This window comes from Acinetobacter sp. YH12072 (genome assembly GCF_013419565.1).
GTDB lineage: Bacteria > Pseudomonadota > Gammaproteobacteria > Pseudomonadales > Moraxellaceae > Acinetobacter.
On the sequence record NZ_VOZV01000001.1, the window covers coordinates 1 to 16,923 of the forward strand.

The following is a 16,923-nucleotide window of genomic DNA, read 5'->3' on the forward strand; positions in this document are numbered from 1 at the left end:
CCCACCGGGAAGCCGCTCTAAATTTCTGTCCAACATGGTGTACTTTAGCAAGTTGTTCAAAATCCTGTCGCACAACAGGTTTAATTAGCTCATGAAATACGGTATTCTGATGTGACAAAACCTGAATCCTGGTCGTTAAAGTGTTTGTTTGCACTCATATTTTAACTGTTAGGACTCAGGTTTTTTTATTTAAAGCAAACTATGGGACAGCAGTGGGCTCTAGAGCCTCTTTTTTATTTGAGTTATAAGTTTATGTAAGTTGTAGGAATCTTGTGTAATCAGAACCTTATAGAGTGTTGTGAAAACAATAAAATACCCACCAAAGTTCAACAATATCCTTTAATCCCTTCCATATAAACTACGCATCTGTTGAATGATCTAGGGACACATATCATGTTTACAGATGGAAGAATTAAAACCTATGATGCTGTACGTGGAACTGGAAGTATTGAATTGGCAAATAATGCGCAGGAGCTTAATTTTCAGTTAGACCAACTACCTTCACCTGAAATCGCGCCTCAAGTCGGAGAACGACTTAAATTTAGAATTATTGAAGAGCAAAACACGATTCAACTGGACAATATGGTACGTTTGGATATCAAGCGTCAGGAAGAGTTCGTCTCTGAAGTGGTCGCATTACCATCTCTAGCTTCTACTACGATAGTTAATTCGGCACGCAATACTATTTTCTTTAGTCCCACACTCTGGTTGATTCTGGTAACAGCGATTGGATTTATAATTTTTGGAGAAATTTAAGTTAGGTTCTCATTTATTAAGATATTTGTCTCATCCTTCAAATAAAAAAAGCATCTTACGGTGCTTTTTTATTTTTAGAATTTAAAACGCTTTTTGAATACAATAGTTAAAAATATCAAACAATAGAGTGAATTATGTTTTTAGAGGGGAAGATCAAGACCTATAACGAAGAACGAGGTTTTGGTTTTATTGAGATAGCGGGTGAGTCAAAAGATTTATTCTTCCATATTAAAGACTTTCCAAATAAGAATGTGCCACCAAAAGTTGGGGAAAGGTTAAAGTTTCTCAAAGTACAGGATGCAGGCAAGTTTAAAGCAGACAATATTGTGCGTTTGGATCTCAAAACGGAAACCCCTCGACATACGCCTCCTCAGTCACGAGCATTAGAAAATAAGCCTCGTATTACTCAACGAAAACAATCTCAAGAGAAGAAAAGTAGCTTTAGCACTTACATTGGACTTCTGATTATGATTGGCTTAGCCTATGCGGTTTATAACAAATATCAGGATTGGCAAAGCAGCAGAATACAGCCAGTAGAAGTGCAACGTATAGTTGAAGAACCACAAGTACAGCAGAATTTTAGCTGTGATGGACGACAGCATTGTAGTCAAATGAGTTCATATGAAGAAGCTTTATACTTTTTAAGAAATTGTCCAAATACCAAAATGGATGGTGATGGCGATGGGATCCCATGTGAAAGCCAATTTGGACATCGGTAAATAAAAAAAAGCGCCAAAAGGCGCTTTTTTTTATTGAAAGTGAAATTTATGCTTCACAGAATTTCATAAAGGCTTTAAGACCTGGTCCTTGATATTTTTGGCGGTGTACCAGCATAAATAAAGGACGGGTGAGTGACCAGAATGGAGTATTCAGAATGACCAGTTGACCTTTTTCCTGCAAAGGTTCAATCGCCAGCTTGGAAATACAGGACATCCCTAAACCACCTGCCACAATCTTCAGAATCGCTTCATTATGACCTAGAGTCAGACGAATATTGGCATCAGGTACATCTTTTAAAATGGCATTATCAAAGACTTCACGAGTTCCTGAACCTTCTTCACGTAAAATCCATTCAACCGATTTAAAATCTTCAGCAGTGAGCGGACGGTTTAGCTGAGCTAGAGGATGATCCGGCGCACAGCATACTGCCAGTTCATCATCGCGCCAATGAATACATTGCAGTTGTGGTAAATGGCAAGAACCTTCAATCAGGGCCAAATCTAGCTGGAACTGATTTACGGCTTCGATCATTTGACGGGTATTGCCGACCTGCAGTTGCAAGTGAGCCTGTGGCTGGATTTTCAGGAAATCCGCCATCAGATCTGGCATCAGATAGTCGGAAATGGTCAGCGTCGCACCGAGACGAAGGTCAATGCTTTGCAGTTCACCTTTGGCTGCCTGCTCGAAAGCTTCACAGCGGCCAAGGATTTCAAGAGCTTGCGGGAGAAGAAAACGACCTAAGTCATTGAGCTGTAAACGCTTACCAAGACGGTCGAATAAAGGCGCGCCAAGACCATCTTCTAAATCTGCTAAAGCCATACTCGCCGCACTTTGGGTGAGTTTGACTGCATCACTGGCTTTGGTGACGGTGCCTTCTTGAGCAACTGCTACAAAAACAGCCAACTGGCGTAAAGTCATGCGCATGAATAGAGCCTTAACATTTAAAAAATATTAATAAATTATGCTGTCATGCTACCATGAGCATAGTCTTTGATGCCACGTTTGAATCATGTCTATTGAAAAATTTAGCTTAGAAAAGGTTTTATCTGTACACCGTTGGACCAATACGCTGTTTAGTTTCACCATGACCAGACCTGCGCATTTCAAGTTTACGGCAGGACAGTTTGCGCGTATTGGCTTGAAAGTGGGGGATGAACTGGTCGTTCGGGCATATTCAGTCGTGTCATCGCCTTTTGATGAAACGCTGGAATTTTTTTCGATTGTGGTTCCGGAAGGGAAATTTACTTCGAATTTACAACATCTTAAAGTAGGCGATGAACTCTACTTAGAGAAAATTCCCTATGGCTATCTGACTTTGGCGCGTTATCAATTGCCATTACCACAAGATTTATGGCTGCTTGGCACAGGTACAGGTCTGGCACCATTTTTATCCATGCTGCAAGACTTTGAAACCTGGAATAAATATAAACATATTAACCTGGTTTATAGCGTCCGTACGCAAGACGAACTGGCTTATGTCGACCGTATTCAGGAAATTGCTGAGAGCTTTGGCGAAGGCCATACAGGTTTTAAATTTATTCCAATCATTACCCGCGATCCTGAAGCAGTGCTTCATCATCGTTTACCTATTTTGATTGAGAATGGGGAACTTGAACGGGCAGCAGGACTTCAGCTTAATCCTGAAACCAGTCACGTGATGCTCTGTGGTAATCCGGAAATGGTTGAAGATACCAAAGAAGCGCTAAAAGCACGTGGCCTGACTATGAACCGTCGTGGTGAAGGAAATATTGCGGTAGAGAATTATTGGTAATCCTTTATCACCCTCTCGTTGGGAGAGGGATGGGGTGAGGGTTCTTAAATAATTTACCTCTCCCTAACCCTCTCCCAAGAGGAGAGGGAATAAAACCTTTTCTCTTTATTAAAGGAGGAGGGGGGAGTGAATTTAAAAACAAAGAATTAAATAAACCGAATTTAATCCCTCCCACCCTCCCTTTAATAAAGGGAGGAGTTTTAGGCACAAAAAAACCTCCGTCATGAAGGTTTTTTTACTATTCAGGAATTAATGTACAAACATATCCATAAAGTCACGGATTTCCTGAATGGCAGTATCTGTATCGGTCGTTAACCAGGTCGGCTCAAAGAAACCAGCATAATGTTCGATTCGATCCGCAGGCACAACTAGACGTACCGGACAATCTTCTTCCAGTAGGCGCCATGGAATAATTGGAACGTCATTATCTAGCCAGGCCGCAACATTCCGTACATCAATGACCATGGCATTAATGCAGTCCGGAAAAGGCATTACCGACATCTCTTCAGTACGGCGGCGGAAATATTCCAGATCCTGCCAGCGTAGCATAAAACTTGGTTTGCTAAATTCAATGATTCCAATCAGATGCTGATCACGAGTGTAGTGCAAAGCACATTGATGTGTGACGTCAGTGTCAAGATCAAGCGATACACTCTGTTGACGATACGCCATAAAACTCGGGTGCATGAAAAATAAGGTGGATAATTATAACGTATTTTGCGCAAAGTAGCAGGTATATTGAAAAATGGTATTTTTACAGCATGTTTTAGCCCACTTAGAATGTGTTTAAAATTTAATAAAATCATAGTGGTATATTGTTTGTTTTATAGACAATTCAACTCCTGATAAATCAGCTAAAAACCGGCAGTATCAACTGTCTGGGAAGAGAGTTTCTAACCATAAGACCATAGTATGTTCAGGCTAGAAAATGCCTTTTTTTGAAACTAATACCAAGTTCATCAGACTCATACATATAACTTACATCCATTCACTATCTCACCATCTTTTGTCACAGAAGCTGTGATAACTGCTTGTTATGATAAAAATCTACTTATGAATAAGAAAGAGTGAGAATGGTCATGGTTGATGATTTTAATAAAAAACCACCTTTGCATGATCAGGCAGCAATTACGCAGAAGAAGCGCATTCCTGTCTATATCCTGATTTTGGTCGGTATCTTTTTACTGGCAGTCCTGTTCTATATGTTTGCAGATGTGAAGCCAGATGCGCCTGCGACCCAGCCTAATACACCAGTACCAGCGACTGAAGCCCCTGCCAATAATGGTAGTCCGGCGGCTACTCCAGGCGGTGAAAGCAATGAAGCAATGGCTACTGCAGATGATGCGATGACAGAAGCAACAGCCACTGTAGGCGAAATGTCACAAGATACAGCAGAAGCTACTGCAACTGATGCTCAACAGGCCACCCAATAATTGGAATTATTAAAAAAAGCTCTGGTTCATGACTAGGGCTTTTTTGCAATAGGTGGTGATGTTTTTCAAAGTTCTGTATCTCCAGGCAAGCTAAGCACAGGAAGTTCAAGCTTTATAAGCAATCGGAAAGAGCTGAAGATTTCAAAAATAAGCTCGTGAATTCAGACAAATAGCGTAATAACAAAGAGGGCAGAAAACATGAATGATTATATGAGAGGCCCACGTGGTGGCTATGATGCCATGTACTACTGGGATCAGTTTCATCCAATTCTTAGTGCAATTGCCATATTAGTCCTAGGTTGGATTATTGCATTACTCGTCTCGGCAGGTGTTAAAAAAATCTTGCAAAAACTAGGGACCAATACACACTTAAATGCAGCGACAGGACATCGCTCTAATGTCGAGAGTATTATCGCTCGTGTTGTGTTCTGGATTATTCTGATTATTGCGGTCATCGGTGCGCTTAACGTGTTGAATCTGACAGCAGTGAGCGGACCGTTCAGTAATATGATCCAGCAGTTCCTGCTCTTTATTCCACAATTGCTGGCGGCTGTTGCTGTGGCCTTTGTTGGGTGGATTGTGGCAAATCTGGTCAAAGTCGGCTTGCAAAAAATGCTTGATCGCACCCAGCTGGATGAAAAGCTGAGTGCCGAAGTCGGTGTCAGCCCAATTAGCCAAAATATCAGTGAAATTGTTTACTGGCTGATTTTACTGCTGTTCTTGCCAATCGTCTTGTCGATTCTAGGTCTACATGGTTTATTACTGCCAGTGCAGAACATGCTGACTGATGTTGTAAGTTATCTGCCTAATATCTTCATTGCTGCAGTTATTGTATTTGTCGGATACATTCTGGCAAAAATCGTTCGCGGTATAGTTGAAGGTTTGCTCAACAGCCTGAATATTCAACATCAAGCTGAAAAAGTCGGCATTTTCAAAAACTCGAATGTCGCTCAACTGATTGGTTCATTCATCTTCGCAGTTGTAATTATTACGTCATTAATCATTGCATTTGAAGCACTAGGTATCGAAGCAATTTCTCAACCAGCAACTGCAATGCTGTATGAGATCATGAATGCCATTCCAAATATCATTGCTGCTGCACTGATTCTGATTCTGGCTTATGTGGTGTCTAGACTGGTAGCACGTCTGGTAACTGAAGTCGTTGCCGGAACAGGCGTAGATGAAGTTCCAGCCAAACTGGATCTACAACGCTTCTTGGGCAAAACCAAACTATCAAGTCTGGTGGGTTATCTGATTGTACTGTTCACCATGCTATTTGCAGTTTCCGAAGCTGCGGACCGTTTAGGCTTTGAACAGGTGAGTGGCCTGATCGCGATGTTCATCTACTTCGGTGCAAACATCCTGCTAGGTGCTGTGATCCTGGTGATTGGCTTCTGGCTGGCCAATGTAGTTGCCAATATTGTGCAACGTGGTGAATACAACAGTTCACGCTGGTTAGCGAACCTAGTTCGTGTACTGATCATGGGTCTGGTCATTGCGATGGGTCTACGTGCCATGGGCATTGCTGACTCGATCGTGAATCTGGCCTTCGGTTTAACTCTGGGTGCTGTTGCTGTGGCATTTGCCTTGGCCTTTGGTCTCGGTGGCCGTCAACCAGCAGAACGTGTACTGACTGATTTGATCGATAAAGCTAAACGAGAAGCTAAAGAGCCGAATCCTTTGAAAAATGAAACTAATATCATGACTTCAGGCTTAGGTGCTGATGTCAGTGGTACTACAGGTGCAGGCAGTTCAACTACAGGAGAAAATATTGTGCCGAAGCAAGATCAATCACAAGATGACAATACGCCAATGCGTACCAATTTATCCAATAGTACGCCAGCGACCTTGACCACTGCACCGCAGGATGATGAAGCTTCAGGTGTAGATCAGGTGACACCTGATGTCGATCAGGCTGTACCGGATTCGCTTCAAGTTGATCCAACTCATCCACCAGCGAATAATCCATTTGGTTCTACAGGTGAAGAAGAACCGGATGTGGATAGTCATCCAAAAAAAGATGACCCGAATTAACCTGTTCTATTTAAACAAAATCGGCCACGCTTGAGTGGTCGATTTTTTTAATCCTGAGGAAATCTGAATGAATGCCAAGAAACCGAATAATCTGTTAGCACCCTTAGTAATTGCAGGCATTACCATTGGCTTTTTTACAGCTGCTTATCGATTTGTCTTTGTGAAAAGCAAACAGGATGAGCAGGCTGAAAAAGAGCTGGATAAGAAAATACCTGATCCAGACGAATTTAACTAAGCTAGAACACTGCTCAGTCACTACACATAGAATTTCTTTTTTAAAAAATATAGAATATTCAAGTGAATACTAAAATGATTTTGGTATTTTTCTTGCATTAAAAATATAAAGAAAAAGGAGATCAATAAGATGTGGAAAACATTGCAGCATAAATTCATGGCGCCTATGGCAGATCAAGTACCCTTACATCTGCAGGAGGCGGCTCAGAAAATGCAATTGACGATTGACCGTTTAGAAAATACGGCCAATCTCAACCTGTTTAAAACGGATTATCTGGAATAAGCGAAGTATTTTCTCTTCCCAAATCATCTTTGTATTAAACATATTCCGATGCGGCATGTGCTGATGACCATGCCCATTGGAAGTTAAAACCTCCCAAATGACCAGTCACATCCAGTATTTCGCCCACAAAATACAAGCCTTTCTGCTTTTTGCTTTCCATTGTTTTAGATGAAACTTCGGTTGTATCTACGCCGCCCAAAGTCACTTCAGCTGTCCGGTAACCTTCAGTTCCAGAAGGCTTCAGTTCAAAGCCACTTAAACGTTTGGCAATCTGTTCCAGCTTGTCATCACTAATATTGCCAATGGGTGTTTCAGCTACTTCAGTCCAGATCAGATTCTGTAATTCTAGTACTACACTTTTCGGTAAATATTCGGTCAATAGAGTGCGTAGCAGAACTTTAGGCTGACTCTGTTTTTTAGATTTAAAGAAATCAAACAGGTCGACACTTGGTAAGAAATCGACCTTAAAGCTTTGGCCAACATCCCAGTAATTTGACAGCTGTAGGGAGCTAGGGCCACTTAGGCCACGATGGGTAAACAGTAAAGCTTCAGTAAAACTGTTTAGATCATTAGACAGAGTGGCTTCGACTGCATTACCGCTTAGACGGGTGGTGATTTCCTTGAAACTATCCGAGAAAGTAAAGGGCACCAGACCGGCACGGGTTGGATAGACATGATGTCCAAACTGTTTGGCAATCTCATAGCCGATGCCTGAACCACCTAAGGTTGGAATAGACAGGCCACCTGAAGCAACCACAACCGATTCTACTTCAAAATATCCTAAAGAAGTGGCTACTTGAAATCCTTGATCGTCTACAGTGTTGATAGCTTTCACTTCGCAGTTGGTTTTGATCTCGACCAGACCGGTTTTGTCACATTCGGACAGCAACATCGCCAGAATTTCTTTAGCACCATTTAAGGTGAATAACTGTCCATGTTTACGTTCTTCATATTCGATGCCATATTCGCAGACCATGCTAATAAAATCCCAGTTGGTATAGCGGGTCAGTGCTGAAATCACGAAATGCGGATTATGCGAGATGAAATTTTCAGGTTCGACATAGAGGTTGGTGAAATTACATTTGCCACCACCGGACATCAGGATTTTCTTACCCACCTTATTGGCTTTTTCAACGACTACGACTTTACGACCACGTTGTGCTGCCATATAGGCCGTCATTAAACCTGATGCACCTGCACCTATGACCAAAACATCGTATTGCTGAACAGACATGACACACTCAAGGGAGAAGAAAGGGGAGCATTATAGACAATTTTATTTCAGCTTTGGCTATTCTTGAAAGGGGCTGCCCGAATTACAACGTGTTAGCGAATATTTATCATAAATAATTTGAAGCAGCTGGCGGATTCATGCATAGTTTTGTCATGCCTAAAAAATAATCACAATGAAAGGAATAATTTATGACGGATACGGCAGCATACAAACAATATAATCTGATCAGCTATATTCTTCATCTACTGGGTTTTTTCCTGGGAATAACCCCATTAATCGCCATTATCATGAATTATATCAAACGTGATGAAATGCGAGGCACCTGGCTGGAAAGTCATGTGGACTGGCAGATTAAAACCTTCTGGTTCAGCTTGCTGGGTTATATTCTAGGTGGGCTGCTCACCGTGATTCTAATCGGTTTTGTGATTATTTTTCTTGTCTTTGTCTGGCATGTCTATCGGCTGGTCAAAGGGCTAATTGCACTCAATGAAAATAATCCGATAGGCATTTAAGTTTCGATCAGAACTTTAAGCGATTTAAATATTTCGACCTTGTAGTCCACCAGTATGCAGGATCAGCAGTTTTGTTTCTGGTGGAAAGCAGCCTTTTTCAATCAGATTTGAAATTCCCAACAGCATTTTTCCAGTATAAATTTGCTCTAAGGGAATATCATATTCAGCTTCAAAGTGCTGTATAAACTGGATCAGTTCAGGAGTGGTTTTGGCATAACCACTGCAACAATAATCATCGAGAATGGACCAGTTTCTTTTCTTGGTCAGCTTAGCCACCTCCTCATTCAGGAAGTTGCCTTTTAAGGCAGAAAATCCTAATACCTGTTGATGAGGCTGGCTGGCTTCAATCAAACCTGTAATTGTGCCACCAGTGCCTACAGCACAGCAGATCACGTCAAATTGTGCATCGCCGTCCTTTAGAATCTCCTGACATCCCCGAATCGCTAATGTATTAGTACCGCCTTCAGGAATGATGTAATGTGCAGGAAAATTTTGTGCTAACGCTGTTAGATAATTAGCGTCCTGTTTACGTCGATATTCTTCACGACTCACAAAATGCAGTTGCATTCCGAATTGTTGTGCCAACGCTAAAGTGGGGTTTAAAGGCTGATGAGCCAGTTCTTCACCCCGAATAATGCCGACACTCTCAAAGCCAAACTGCCGTGCTGCAAACGCCGTTGCGGCAATATGATTGGAATAAGCGCCACCAAAAGTTAGCAGCTTTTTAAAGCCAAGTTGCTGTGCTTCCAGAAAGTTGTATTTCAGTTTAAAAAACTTGTTGCCTGATATTTGCGGATGCACCAGATCCAGACGGCGTATGGTTACAAACCTGTCTTTCAGCCAGATGCGCTGGTCTGGAATATGCTGGGCGATTTTTTCAAACATGGTATTTTCATAAGTTAAGAATGAGCAAATTATAGCGAAATAGAATCAGCAGGATGGCAGAATCATGAGCTCCTTAAACTAAGAATAAAATTTTGTAGATTGTCACAATTCATATGCTGAAAATTTAAACAAATTTGCTAATCTGAATCTTATAGGGAACTTAGAGGAGGATAGAATAATGAAAATACTATCCTGTACGATTTTAAGTGTATTGCTCTTAGTAGGCTTATCTGGCTGCGATGATCCTTTGAATAAGCCTAAAACTGATACACGAAGCATGATTATTGGCGGAGTGCCGGTGCATGACCATGATTATAAGATGCTTGATTCATCCCTCACCGCTCAAGACCAATTGAAGAAATAGCCGGATTTCGCACAAATATTGCATCATTTGTGTAGAAATATTAAAGCAAAATAAATTATTTTTACTTAAAATAAGCCATTCATTTTAAGTTTGGATGGTCACGTGGAATCATTTTGGATTTTAGGTTCAATTGCCTTTGCCCTCATGTTAGGTGCAATGAGCCCAGGACCGACTTCTATTTATGTAGCGAAAAATTCAATTGCGATCTCACGTAAGCATGGCCTATTTACAGCTTTAGGTACCGGAACAGGGGCGGCGATTTTTGGTCTGCTTGCAGTTTTAGGTTTGCAGGCATTTTTGCTGGCTGTGCCATCTGCCTATCTGGCGCTTAAAATTTGTGGTGGTTTATATCTGCTCTGGTTGGCTTTTAAAATTATCAAGCATGCCAAAGAACCGATCGATGCAGGCGATGACAGTCAAACTCAGATGTCCTTGCGTCGCGCCTATATGACAGGTTTGATTACCCAGCTCTCGAATCCTAAAATTGCCATTGTATTGGCCAGTATTTTTACTGCGCTTTTACCTAAAGAAATTCCAACTTACTTTTACTTTGTATTGCCGGTTTTATGTTTCTTTATTGATGCAGGCTGGTGCTCGCTGGTGGCCGTTGCACTTTCTGCCGAAAAACCACGTCGAGTATATTTGAAATTTAAAGCCGGTTTTGACCGTGCAGCAGGGGCGGTCATGACCGTGCTTGGCTTAAAGCTGATCTTTGGGATGAAGTAATTTTCTAATTATCGCAGACTATAAAAAAAAGCCCCAATGATTCGGGGCTTTTTTAATTTGGTGCTTAAAAAATATTTTCTTCAGAATTAGCGGAAATCCGGTGAATAGATAAATCCGCACCGGTAAATTCTTCTTCCTGACTCAGACGAATACCGATCAACACTTTCAGCAGACCATAAACCATAAATCCACCTGCCAGAGCCACTACAATCGCCAGAACTGTACCGAATAATTGTGAAATAATCGAAACACCACCCATGCCTCCGAGCCATTGCTGACCGAATACACCGACAGCAATTCCACCGAAAGCACCACATACGCCATGCAAAGGCCAGACCCCTAATACATCATCGACTTTGAGTTTATTTTGGGTATAGGTGAATAGTTTTACAAAAATCACGCCTGCGCTGATTCCGATAAATAATGCACCCAGTGGATGTACCACATCAGAACCTGCACAGATGGCAACCAGTCCGGCTAATGGGCCGTTGTGCAAGAAGCCAGGATCATCTTTACCCGCTACTTTTGCCGCAATAGTTCCACCGACCATCGCCATTAAAGAGTTAATTGCAACCAGTCCGGAAATGGCGTCCAGGCGCTGTGCACTCATCACATTAAAGCCAAACCAGCCAACAATCAAAATCCATGAGCCTAGAGCAAGGAAAGGGATGGATGAAGGTGGATGTGCAGTAATCCGGCCATCATTTTTATATCGACCATTGCGTGCACCCAGTAAAACGACCGCTGCCAGAGCAATCCAGCCCCCCATGCCATGCACGACCACAGAGCCGGCGAAATCATGGAAGCTGGCACCGAAGGTATTTGCCAGCCAGTCCTGGAAACCAAAGTTGCCATTCCAGATCATTCCTTCAAAAAATGGATAAATCAGAGCCACCAGAAATAAAGTCGCTAAAGCCTGCGAACGCATTTTGGCACGTTCTGCAATTCCTCCCGAGATAATCGCAGGAATAGCAGCGGCAAAGGTCAGTAGGAAGAAACAGCGCATCAGGTTATAACCATGATCGGCTGCTAAAGTAGAGGCATCGTGGAAAAAATGCTGACCATAGGCAATATAATAGCCCACTAAAAAGTAAGCGATGGCAGATAGGGAAAAGTCAGTGAGAATTTTACTTAAGGCATTGACCTGATTCTTATGGCGAACTGTCCCTAGTTCTAAAAACGCAAATCCTGCATGCATGGCAAGCACTAGAACTGCACCGAGAAGGAGAAATAATAAGTCTATATTTTGCATTGTGCGTTCCAATTTAGTGCATAGAATCACAAAAGAAATCCAGTATATAGAGGCAAACTGATTCGAAAAGAGTTACTAACAAGGGAAATTTTGATAAAGAATTTCTTGAAACTGACAAGACTCGATATAAAGCACAATAGAATTTTATGCACCAAACTAAGACATCATAAGGAAAGATAAAATTTAAATTTATATTTTGTTTTTTAGATATTTAGCTTTATCACGGGAAATGGTGTGTTAAAAATGTGTGCTAAAGGTGCACATGAAAAGTGAAAGGATTTTTAAGAAAAAATTTAAAAAAATTAAGTGAAAGATGATTTTGAATTGCAAAAGCACATCATGATTTTAAATTTTAGAAGTTATATAGACTATTGATTAGCTATATCTCCAACAAATAAAACCCTAACGAATTAGGGTTTCATCCGGAGCTAAAATCTCTGAAGTATTCAATTAATCTTTAAAATGTACGGGAATCCACTGATAGCTTTTTCCATCTTTCGAGTAAATATGACCGATCCCCGGAAATGGTAAATGTGGCGCTGCAATGGTCTGACCTTGCTTAGCGTATTCAGCAAAATGCTTTAAACGAGTTTCTACTGCAGTTTTAGGATCGATATCGAATTCTATGGCCGTTTCAGGTTTGTCGAATTGCAAAGTATGTGAATGTACGATGTCACCCACAAAAACCACTTCTTGGCCATCGGCTTTGAGTTTAAAGCTATAATGCCCTGGGGTATGACCAAAGGATGGCTTAAACTCGACCCCACCAAAAGCTAAAGATTTATCAGAAAAGACCTTCACTTTTTTAGCTTTTTCATAGGGTGCAAGGGCTGCTTTAATTTTCTCTACAGTGCCTAAGAAACCTTCCTGCTGGTCTTTCGGTAGTTTTTTAACGGTATTTGGACTTAGCCAGTAGTCATATTCGGTTTTAGAAATATGTAAGGTGGCATTTGGATAATTTACTGCGCCGTTATTTGAAATACCACAGACATGGTCAGGGTGTAGATGAGTCAGGAAAATGCCACTTACTTGTGTAGGCTGATAACCTGATGCCTTGAGGTTATTATAAATTGACCCTAAGTGTGCACCAAAGCAACTTGCAGCTCCGCTATCCACCATGAGCAGTTGATTGCCGGTATTAATCAGGAAGGCATTGACTGAGGTCTGTATACCTTTAGCTTGATCGGCATGATATTTCTTTAAAATCTCAGTTTTTTCTGCATCACTTAAGCCTTTAAACATCGATGGATTTAAGTAGTTTGTACCATCGAGCAGGGCGGTGATCTGGGTATTACCAATTTGGTGATGGTAGTAGCCGGCGACTTGTTTTTGTGAAGCAATCGTTGCAGGTTCAGCAGCCTGACTCACACTTACACCTAAAACAGAAAATGAAAGTAGAGAGGTGAGAAAGGATGTCTTTAAAATATTCATGGCAATTCTTATGGTTGTGAAGTTTATGCTATGTATTAGCATGTAAAGCATGAAAATAGAATATAAAAATATTTACCTTTTTAAAAAAGAGAGGAGAAATTGAATATCTGTACTAGGCATTCAGTTCAAATCTGTATATTGATTTTGTAAGGAAATAAAAGATTTTTTATCTAAAAATATTTTTATAAATAAAATACTTAGATAAATTTCACTTTTATAAAAAAGCCCGTTAACATGGGGTATTGCAAACAGCCTTGGGTATCGCTATGAGTTTTTGGAAAAAGAAAAATAATGCAGCATTTGTATTTTTCATTATTACCTTATATTCATTGCTAGGCTTCGGCATTGGCTATGTCATCTGGGAATTTTTTCTCGATAAATAAGTGCTATCCGATTTATAGATCGACGTAAAAAAGCCTCTAAAGATAGAGGCTTTTTTAATAAGCAATTATTTACTGCATTCAGGCTGAGAACGGTCAATAATTTGAGTGCCTTCTACGCGATAGCCAATTTGGCCTACAAGAAATGCTTGATTTAGTTGAGTGATGACTACATCAGAAAGTGCTACTGCACAACGATCTTTTTCAATTGCACGATCTACTGCTGTTTTGAAATTAGGAATACCTAAAGGGAATAAAATTACTGGAACTTTATCTTCGCCTTTAACGCGTTCGCCTTTAACGAACTGAGTTGAGTTTAGGTTGAAGTTTTTCGTTGAAGCTACAGTCATATCAGCCATACGAACTGAACATCCTGTGAATACAATTGTTGATGCTGCTAAAGCTGAAACTAGTAATTTTTTCATGTTTACCCCGAATAATTCTAAAAATAAAAAAGCGTTTAAATTCTATAGATATATTTTTTAAAAACAAGAAAATATATTGTATAAATGGTAAAAAAAATTAAAGATGAAGAACTTTTATTGGCTGAGTATTATTTTATTAGACTAAGTAAAAAGCCCCTACATCAGTAGAGGCTTTTCTTCTATCTAAGACCTAAATCTTAAGAAACTTTATCACCCGGTTTAGCACCAGATTCAGGTGAAATCACCCAAACGCCTTCGCCATTACCAGCCGCAAGTACCATACCGTTTGAAATACCAAAACGCATTTTACGTGGAGCAAGGTTCGCAACCATCACCACCAGTTTACCTTTCAGGTCTTCCGGTTTATAAAACTCACGGATACCGCTGAAGACATTACGTGGTTCAGCTTCACCGACATTTAACGTGAGTTGTAAAAGCTTGTCAGAACCTTCAACCGTTGCAGCATCCAGAACTTCCGCTACACGCAGGTCAACTTTGATGAAGTCATCAATGGTGATGATTTCAGCTTCACCGACTTTAGGCTCAGCTTTCTTCTCTTTGGCTTTCTCTTTTTTCTTCTCAGCTTTTGCTGGTTCAGCAGCAGGTGCAGCTAAAGAATCTTTAGATGCATCGACCATCGCAGCCACAGCTTTCGGATCAACACGTTGCATCAATGGCTGGAACAATGCAATTTCATGACCTGTTAAGATTTCTGTACGTGAAGCAAAGTCGAAAGAAGCTAGTTTTAGGAAGGCCTGAACCTGAGCAGCCAATGTTGGTAACACTGGAGCTAAATACACAGCCAATTGACGGAATAGGTTAATACCGACAGAACACACATCGTGAACCTGTTGTTCTTCGCCTTCAATTTTCGCTAAAGCCCAAGGTTTTTTCTCATCAATGTATTGGTTGGCTTTATCTGCAAGTGCCATGATTTCACGGATCGCTGCCGAGAATTCACGGGTTTCATAAGCTTTGGCAATTGAATCGCCAGCATCAATAAAGCTTTGAACCAGTTCAGGCTCGGCACAAGTTGCACTTAGCTTGTTGTCAAACTTGGTATTGATGAATTTTGCACAACGGCTGGCGATATTCACTACTTTACCCACTAGGTCCGAATTCACTTTCTGAACGAAGTCATCCAGATTCAGGTCAGAATCTTCAACCTTGTCAGAAAGTTTAGAAGCAAAGTAATAACGCAGGTATTCAGGGTTCAAATGCTGTAAATAAGTTTCAGCTTTAATGAAGGTACCGCGAGATTTAGACATCTTTTGACCATTTACAGTCAGGAAGCCATTCACGAATAAACCGGTTGGTGTACGGTAGTCTGCACCTTCCAGCATTGCAGGCCAGAACAGGGCATGGAAGTAAACGATGTCTTTACCAATGAAGTGATAGACTTCATTTTTAGAATCTTTTTTCCAGAAATCATCGAAGCTTAAATCAGGACGTTTAGTTTTGATGTAATTCTCGAAGCTCGACATATAGCCGATTGGCGCATCCACCCACACATAGAAATATTTGTTTGGCGCATCAGGAATTTCAAAGCCGAAATACGGTGCATCACGTGAGATGTCCCAGTCGTTCAAGCCATTGTCAAACCATTCATCCAGTTTGTTGGCGATAGATACGGGTAGACGGCCTTCGTCACGGGTCCATTTTTGCAGGTATTCACCAAAATTTGGCAGTTTAAAGAAGTAATGATCCGAAGATTTCTCAACAGGAGTCGCGCCGCTTAAAGTCGATTTTGGATTTAATAATTCAGTCGCGTTGTAAGTTGTACCGCAAACTTCACATGAATCGCCGTATTGATCTTCCGCCTTACATTTTGGGCATGTACCCTTAATGAAACGGTCTGACAGGAACATGCCTTTTTCAGGGTCAAATAACTGGGTTACAGGGCGAACTGCAATATTACCGGCTTCACGGTTTTTGATATAGATTTCTGAAGCACGGGCGCGGTTAGTATCACTGTGGGTAGAGTCATAATGATCGAAATGCACACCGAAACCGTCAAAGTCACGAATATGTTCTTTTTGCACATTGGCAATCTGTGCTTCAGGTGAAATGCCATTTGCCTCAGCACGCAGCATGATCGCTGTACCATGAGCATCATCCGCACAGACATACGTCACGTCATGACCCATCGCGCGCATCGCACGTACCCATATATCAGCCTGGATATAGCCGAGTAAGTGACCCATATGAATCGGGCCATTGGCGTAAGGAAGGGCATTGGTGACTAGGATTTTACGCACGGATTCACTCTCTCATTCGTATTCATTATGCAATGGGCCATAATTTTACATGATGCAGAAGGGATTACAAAGAAATGCTTTTACAGAAGCACAAGGAATAAATCAGGCCGAATATTCAGAATACAAAAACAGGCTATAGACAGGTAATTGACCCTTAAAAATTCGATTGAGATAAGTTGATGCTACTTCCTGCAATCAATAGCAACAACATGTACAGGCTTTGTT

20 protein-coding genes are annotated in these 16,923 nt (G+C 41.0%); 11 read left to right on the plus strand and 9 right to left on the minus strand.

The features are described from left to right. On the minus strand, positions 1-118 hold a 118-nt coding region (locus tag FTU19_RS00005; protein ID WP_180003964.1), incomplete at its 3' end, for a DUF4372 domain-containing protein. Between the two features lie 275 nt (positions 119-393). Between FTU19_RS00005 and FTU19_RS00010 the strand changes: the two genes are divergently transcribed. Both FTU19_RS00010 and FTU19_RS00015 read left to right on the plus strand, forming a co-directional pair. Next, a complete protein-coding gene (locus FTU19_RS00010; protein WP_180129778.1) occupies positions 394-756 on the plus strand; it encodes a hypothetical protein in 363 nt (120 codons plus the stop codon). A 134-nt stretch (positions 757-890) separates the two neighbouring features. Beyond that, on the plus strand, positions 891-1,475 hold the full coding sequence (locus FTU19_RS00015; protein WP_180129781.1) for a cold shock domain-containing protein: 585 nt from the start codon (positions 891-893) through the stop codon (positions 1,473-1,475). A 46-nt stretch (positions 1,476-1,521) separates the two neighbouring features. Here the strand turns inward: FTU19_RS00015 and gigC are convergent, their stop codons facing one another. Beyond that, the gene (gene gigC / locus FTU19_RS00020) at positions 1,522-2,400 is read right to left on the minus strand and encodes a LysR family transcriptional regulator GigC (RefSeq protein ID WP_159124400.1); all 879 of its coding nucleotides are present in this window, start codon (positions 2,398-2,400) and stop codon (positions 1,522-1,524) included. Positions 2,401-2,485: 85 nt separating this feature from the next. Between gigC and FTU19_RS00025 the strand changes: the two genes are divergently transcribed. Beyond that, entirely contained in the window at positions 2,486-3,247 is a 762-nt protein-coding gene (locus tag FTU19_RS00025; RefSeq protein WP_159124399.1) for a ferredoxin--NADP reductase, read from the plus strand. 249 nt (positions 3,248-3,496) lie between these two features. Here the strand turns inward: FTU19_RS00025 and FTU19_RS00030 are convergent, their stop codons facing one another. Continuing rightward, entirely contained in the window at positions 3,497-3,919 is a 423-nt protein-coding gene (locus FTU19_RS00030) for a hypothetical protein (RefSeq protein ID WP_005237048.1), read from the minus strand. A 407-nt stretch (positions 3,920-4,326) separates the two neighbouring features. On the opposite strand from FTU19_RS00030, the gene FTU19_RS00035 reads away from it, so the two are divergent. The 4 genes from FTU19_RS00035 to FTU19_RS00050 all read left to right on the plus strand — a co-directional run bounded on the left by FTU19_RS00035 (position 4,327) and on the right by FTU19_RS00050 (position 7,231). Beyond that, positions 4,327-4,680 carry a hypothetical protein gene (locus tag FTU19_RS00035; RefSeq protein WP_034702043.1) on the plus strand — a complete coding sequence of 118 codons (354 nt, stop codon included), beginning with the start codon at positions 4,327-4,329 and terminating at the stop codon, positions 4,678-4,680. A 198-nt stretch (positions 4,681-4,878) separates the two neighbouring features. After that, complete coding sequence (locus FTU19_RS00040) at positions 4,879-6,714, plus strand: mechanosensitive ion channel (protein ID WP_180129783.1); 1,836 nt, start codon at positions 4,879-4,881, stop codon at positions 6,712-6,714. Between the two features lie 67 nt (positions 6,715-6,781). Beyond that, the gene (locus FTU19_RS00045; RefSeq protein WP_179992650.1) at positions 6,782-6,949 is read left to right on the plus strand and encodes a hypothetical protein; all 168 of its coding nucleotides are present in this window, start codon (positions 6,782-6,784) and stop codon (positions 6,947-6,949) included. Positions 6,950-7,078: 129 nt separating this feature from the next. Beyond that, entirely contained in the window at positions 7,079-7,231 is a 153-nt protein-coding gene (locus FTU19_RS00050) for a hypothetical protein (protein ID WP_180013608.1), read from the plus strand. Positions 7,232-7,265: 34 nt separating this feature from the next. On the opposite strand, the gene FTU19_RS00055 is transcribed toward FTU19_RS00050, so the two are convergent. Next, the gene (locus FTU19_RS00055; RefSeq protein ID WP_180129785.1) at positions 7,266-8,465 is read right to left on the minus strand and encodes an NAD(P)/FAD-dependent oxidoreductase; all 1,200 of its coding nucleotides are present in this window, start codon (positions 8,463-8,465) and stop codon (positions 7,266-7,268) included. Between the two features lie 188 nt (positions 8,466-8,653). On the opposite strand from FTU19_RS00055, the gene FTU19_RS00060 reads away from it, so the two are divergent. Further along, complete coding sequence (locus FTU19_RS00060) at positions 8,654-8,977, plus strand: hypothetical protein (RefSeq protein ID WP_004785040.1); 324 nt, start codon at positions 8,654-8,656, stop codon at positions 8,975-8,977. Positions 8,978-9,001: 24 nt separating this feature from the next. Here FTU19_RS00060 and FTU19_RS00065 read toward each other — a convergent pair whose 3' ends face one another. Then, positions 9,002-9,862: a 1-aminocyclopropane-1-carboxylate deaminase/D-cysteine desulfhydrase gene (locus FTU19_RS00065; RefSeq protein WP_004785037.1), complete on the minus strand. Its 861-nt coding sequence runs from the start codon at positions 9,860-9,862 to the stop codon at positions 9,002-9,004. A 178-nt stretch (positions 9,863-10,040) separates the two neighbouring features. Between FTU19_RS00065 and FTU19_RS00070 the strand changes: the two genes are divergently transcribed. Both FTU19_RS00070 and FTU19_RS00075 read left to right on the plus strand, forming a co-directional pair. Next, positions 10,041-10,226: an NF038215 family lipoprotein gene (locus FTU19_RS00070; protein WP_034702009.1), complete on the plus strand. Its 186-nt coding sequence runs from the start codon at positions 10,041-10,043 to the stop codon at positions 10,224-10,226. Positions 10,227-10,328: 102 nt separating this feature from the next. Continuing rightward, a complete protein-coding gene (locus tag FTU19_RS00075; protein WP_004785033.1) occupies positions 10,329-10,952 on the plus strand; it encodes a LysE family translocator in 624 nt (207 codons plus the stop codon). Positions 10,953-11,016: 64 nt separating this feature from the next. On the opposite strand, the gene FTU19_RS00080 is transcribed toward FTU19_RS00075, so the two are convergent. Then, positions 11,017-12,204, minus strand: coding sequence for an ammonium transporter (locus FTU19_RS00080; RefSeq protein WP_180129787.1), 1,188 nt, complete (start codon positions 12,202-12,204; stop codon positions 11,017-11,019). A 450-nt stretch (positions 12,205-12,654) separates the two neighbouring features. Then, positions 12,655-13,635 carry an MBL fold metallo-hydrolase gene (locus tag FTU19_RS00085; protein ID WP_180129789.1) on the minus strand — a complete coding sequence of 327 codons (981 nt, stop codon included), beginning with the start codon at positions 13,633-13,635 and terminating at the stop codon, positions 12,655-12,657. Between the two features lie 266 nt (positions 13,636-13,901). Here FTU19_RS00085 and FTU19_RS16460 point away from each other — a divergent pair, with 266 nt between their 5' ends. Continuing rightward, positions 13,902-14,018 (plus strand): hypothetical protein, encoded by a 117-nt coding sequence (locus FTU19_RS16460; protein WP_373683639.1) that lies wholly within the window; start codon positions 13,902-13,904, stop codon positions 14,016-14,018. Positions 14,019-14,083: 65 nt separating this feature from the next. On the opposite strand, the gene FTU19_RS00090 is transcribed toward FTU19_RS16460, so the two are convergent. Both FTU19_RS00090 and metG read right to left on the minus strand, forming a co-directional pair. Continuing rightward, the gene (locus FTU19_RS00090) at positions 14,084-14,440 is read right to left on the minus strand and encodes a hypothetical protein (protein WP_034581100.1); all 357 of its coding nucleotides are present in this window, start codon (positions 14,438-14,440) and stop codon (positions 14,084-14,086) included. 197 nt (positions 14,441-14,637) lie between these two features. Further along, the gene (metG, locus tag FTU19_RS00095) at positions 14,638-16,698 is read right to left on the minus strand and encodes a methionine--tRNA ligase (RefSeq protein ID WP_166139312.1); all 2,061 of its coding nucleotides are present in this window, start codon (positions 16,696-16,698) and stop codon (positions 14,638-14,640) included. Positions 16,699-16,923: the final 225 nt, after the last annotated feature.

Bases quoted from the DNA above. Each gene is read 5' to 3' on its own strand.
- FTU19_RS00035 (WP_034702043.1), top strand. From the start codon at position 4,327: ATGGTTGATGATTTTAATAAAAAACCACCTTTGCATGATCAGGCAGCA.
- FTU19_RS00025 (WP_159124399.1), top strand. From the start codon at position 2,486: ATGTCTATTGAAAAATTTAGCTTAGAAAAGGTTTTATCTGTACACCGT.
- FTU19_RS00030 (WP_005237048.1), bottom strand. From the start codon at position 3,919: ATGGCGTATCGTCAACAGAGTGTATCGCTTGATCTTGACACTGACGTC.
- FTU19_RS00070 (WP_034702009.1), top strand. From the start codon at position 10,041: ATGAAAATACTATCCTGTACGATTTTAAGTGTATTGCTCTTAGTAGGC.
- FTU19_RS00080 (WP_180129787.1), bottom strand. From the start codon at position 12,204: ATGCAAAATATAGACTTATTATTTCTCCTTCTCGGTGCAGTTCTAGTG.
- FTU19_RS00060 (WP_004785040.1), top strand. From the start codon at position 8,654: ATGACGGATACGGCAGCATACAAACAATATAATCTGATCAGCTATATT.
- FTU19_RS00045 (WP_179992650.1), top strand. From the start codon at position 6,782: ATGAATGCCAAGAAACCGAATAATCTGTTAGCACCCTTAGTAATTGCA.
- FTU19_RS00085 (WP_180129789.1), bottom strand. From the start codon at position 13,635: ATGAATATTTTAAAGACATCCTTTCTCACCTCTCTACTTTCATTTTCT.
- FTU19_RS00050 (WP_180013608.1), top strand. From the start codon at position 7,079: ATGTGGAAAACATTGCAGCATAAATTCATGGCGCCTATGGCAGATCAA.
- FTU19_RS16460 (WP_373683639.1), top strand. From the start codon at position 13,902: ATGAGTTTTTGGAAAAAGAAAAATAATGCAGCATTTGTATTTTTCATT.
- FTU19_RS00010 (WP_180129778.1), top strand. From the start codon at position 394: ATGTTTACAGATGGAAGAATTAAAACCTATGATGCTGTACGTGGAACT.
- FTU19_RS00055 (WP_180129785.1), bottom strand. From the start codon at position 8,465: ATGTCTGTTCAGCAATACGATGTTTTGGTCATAGGTGCAGGTGCATCA.
- gigC (WP_159124400.1), bottom strand. From the start codon at position 2,400: ATGCGCATGACTTTACGCCAGTTGGCTGTTTTTGTAGCAGTTGCTCAA.
- FTU19_RS00090 (WP_034581100.1), bottom strand. From the start codon at position 14,440: ATGAAAAAATTACTAGTTTCAGCTTTAGCAGCATCAACAATTGTATTC.
- FTU19_RS00040 (WP_180129783.1), top strand. From the start codon at position 4,879: ATGAATGATTATATGAGAGGCCCACGTGGTGGCTATGATGCCATGTAC.
- FTU19_RS00065 (WP_004785037.1), bottom strand. From the start codon at position 9,862: ATGTTTGAAAAAATCGCCCAGCATATTCCAGACCAGCGCATCTGGCTG.
- FTU19_RS00015 (WP_180129781.1), top strand. From the start codon at position 891: ATGTTTTTAGAGGGGAAGATCAAGACCTATAACGAAGAACGAGGTTTT.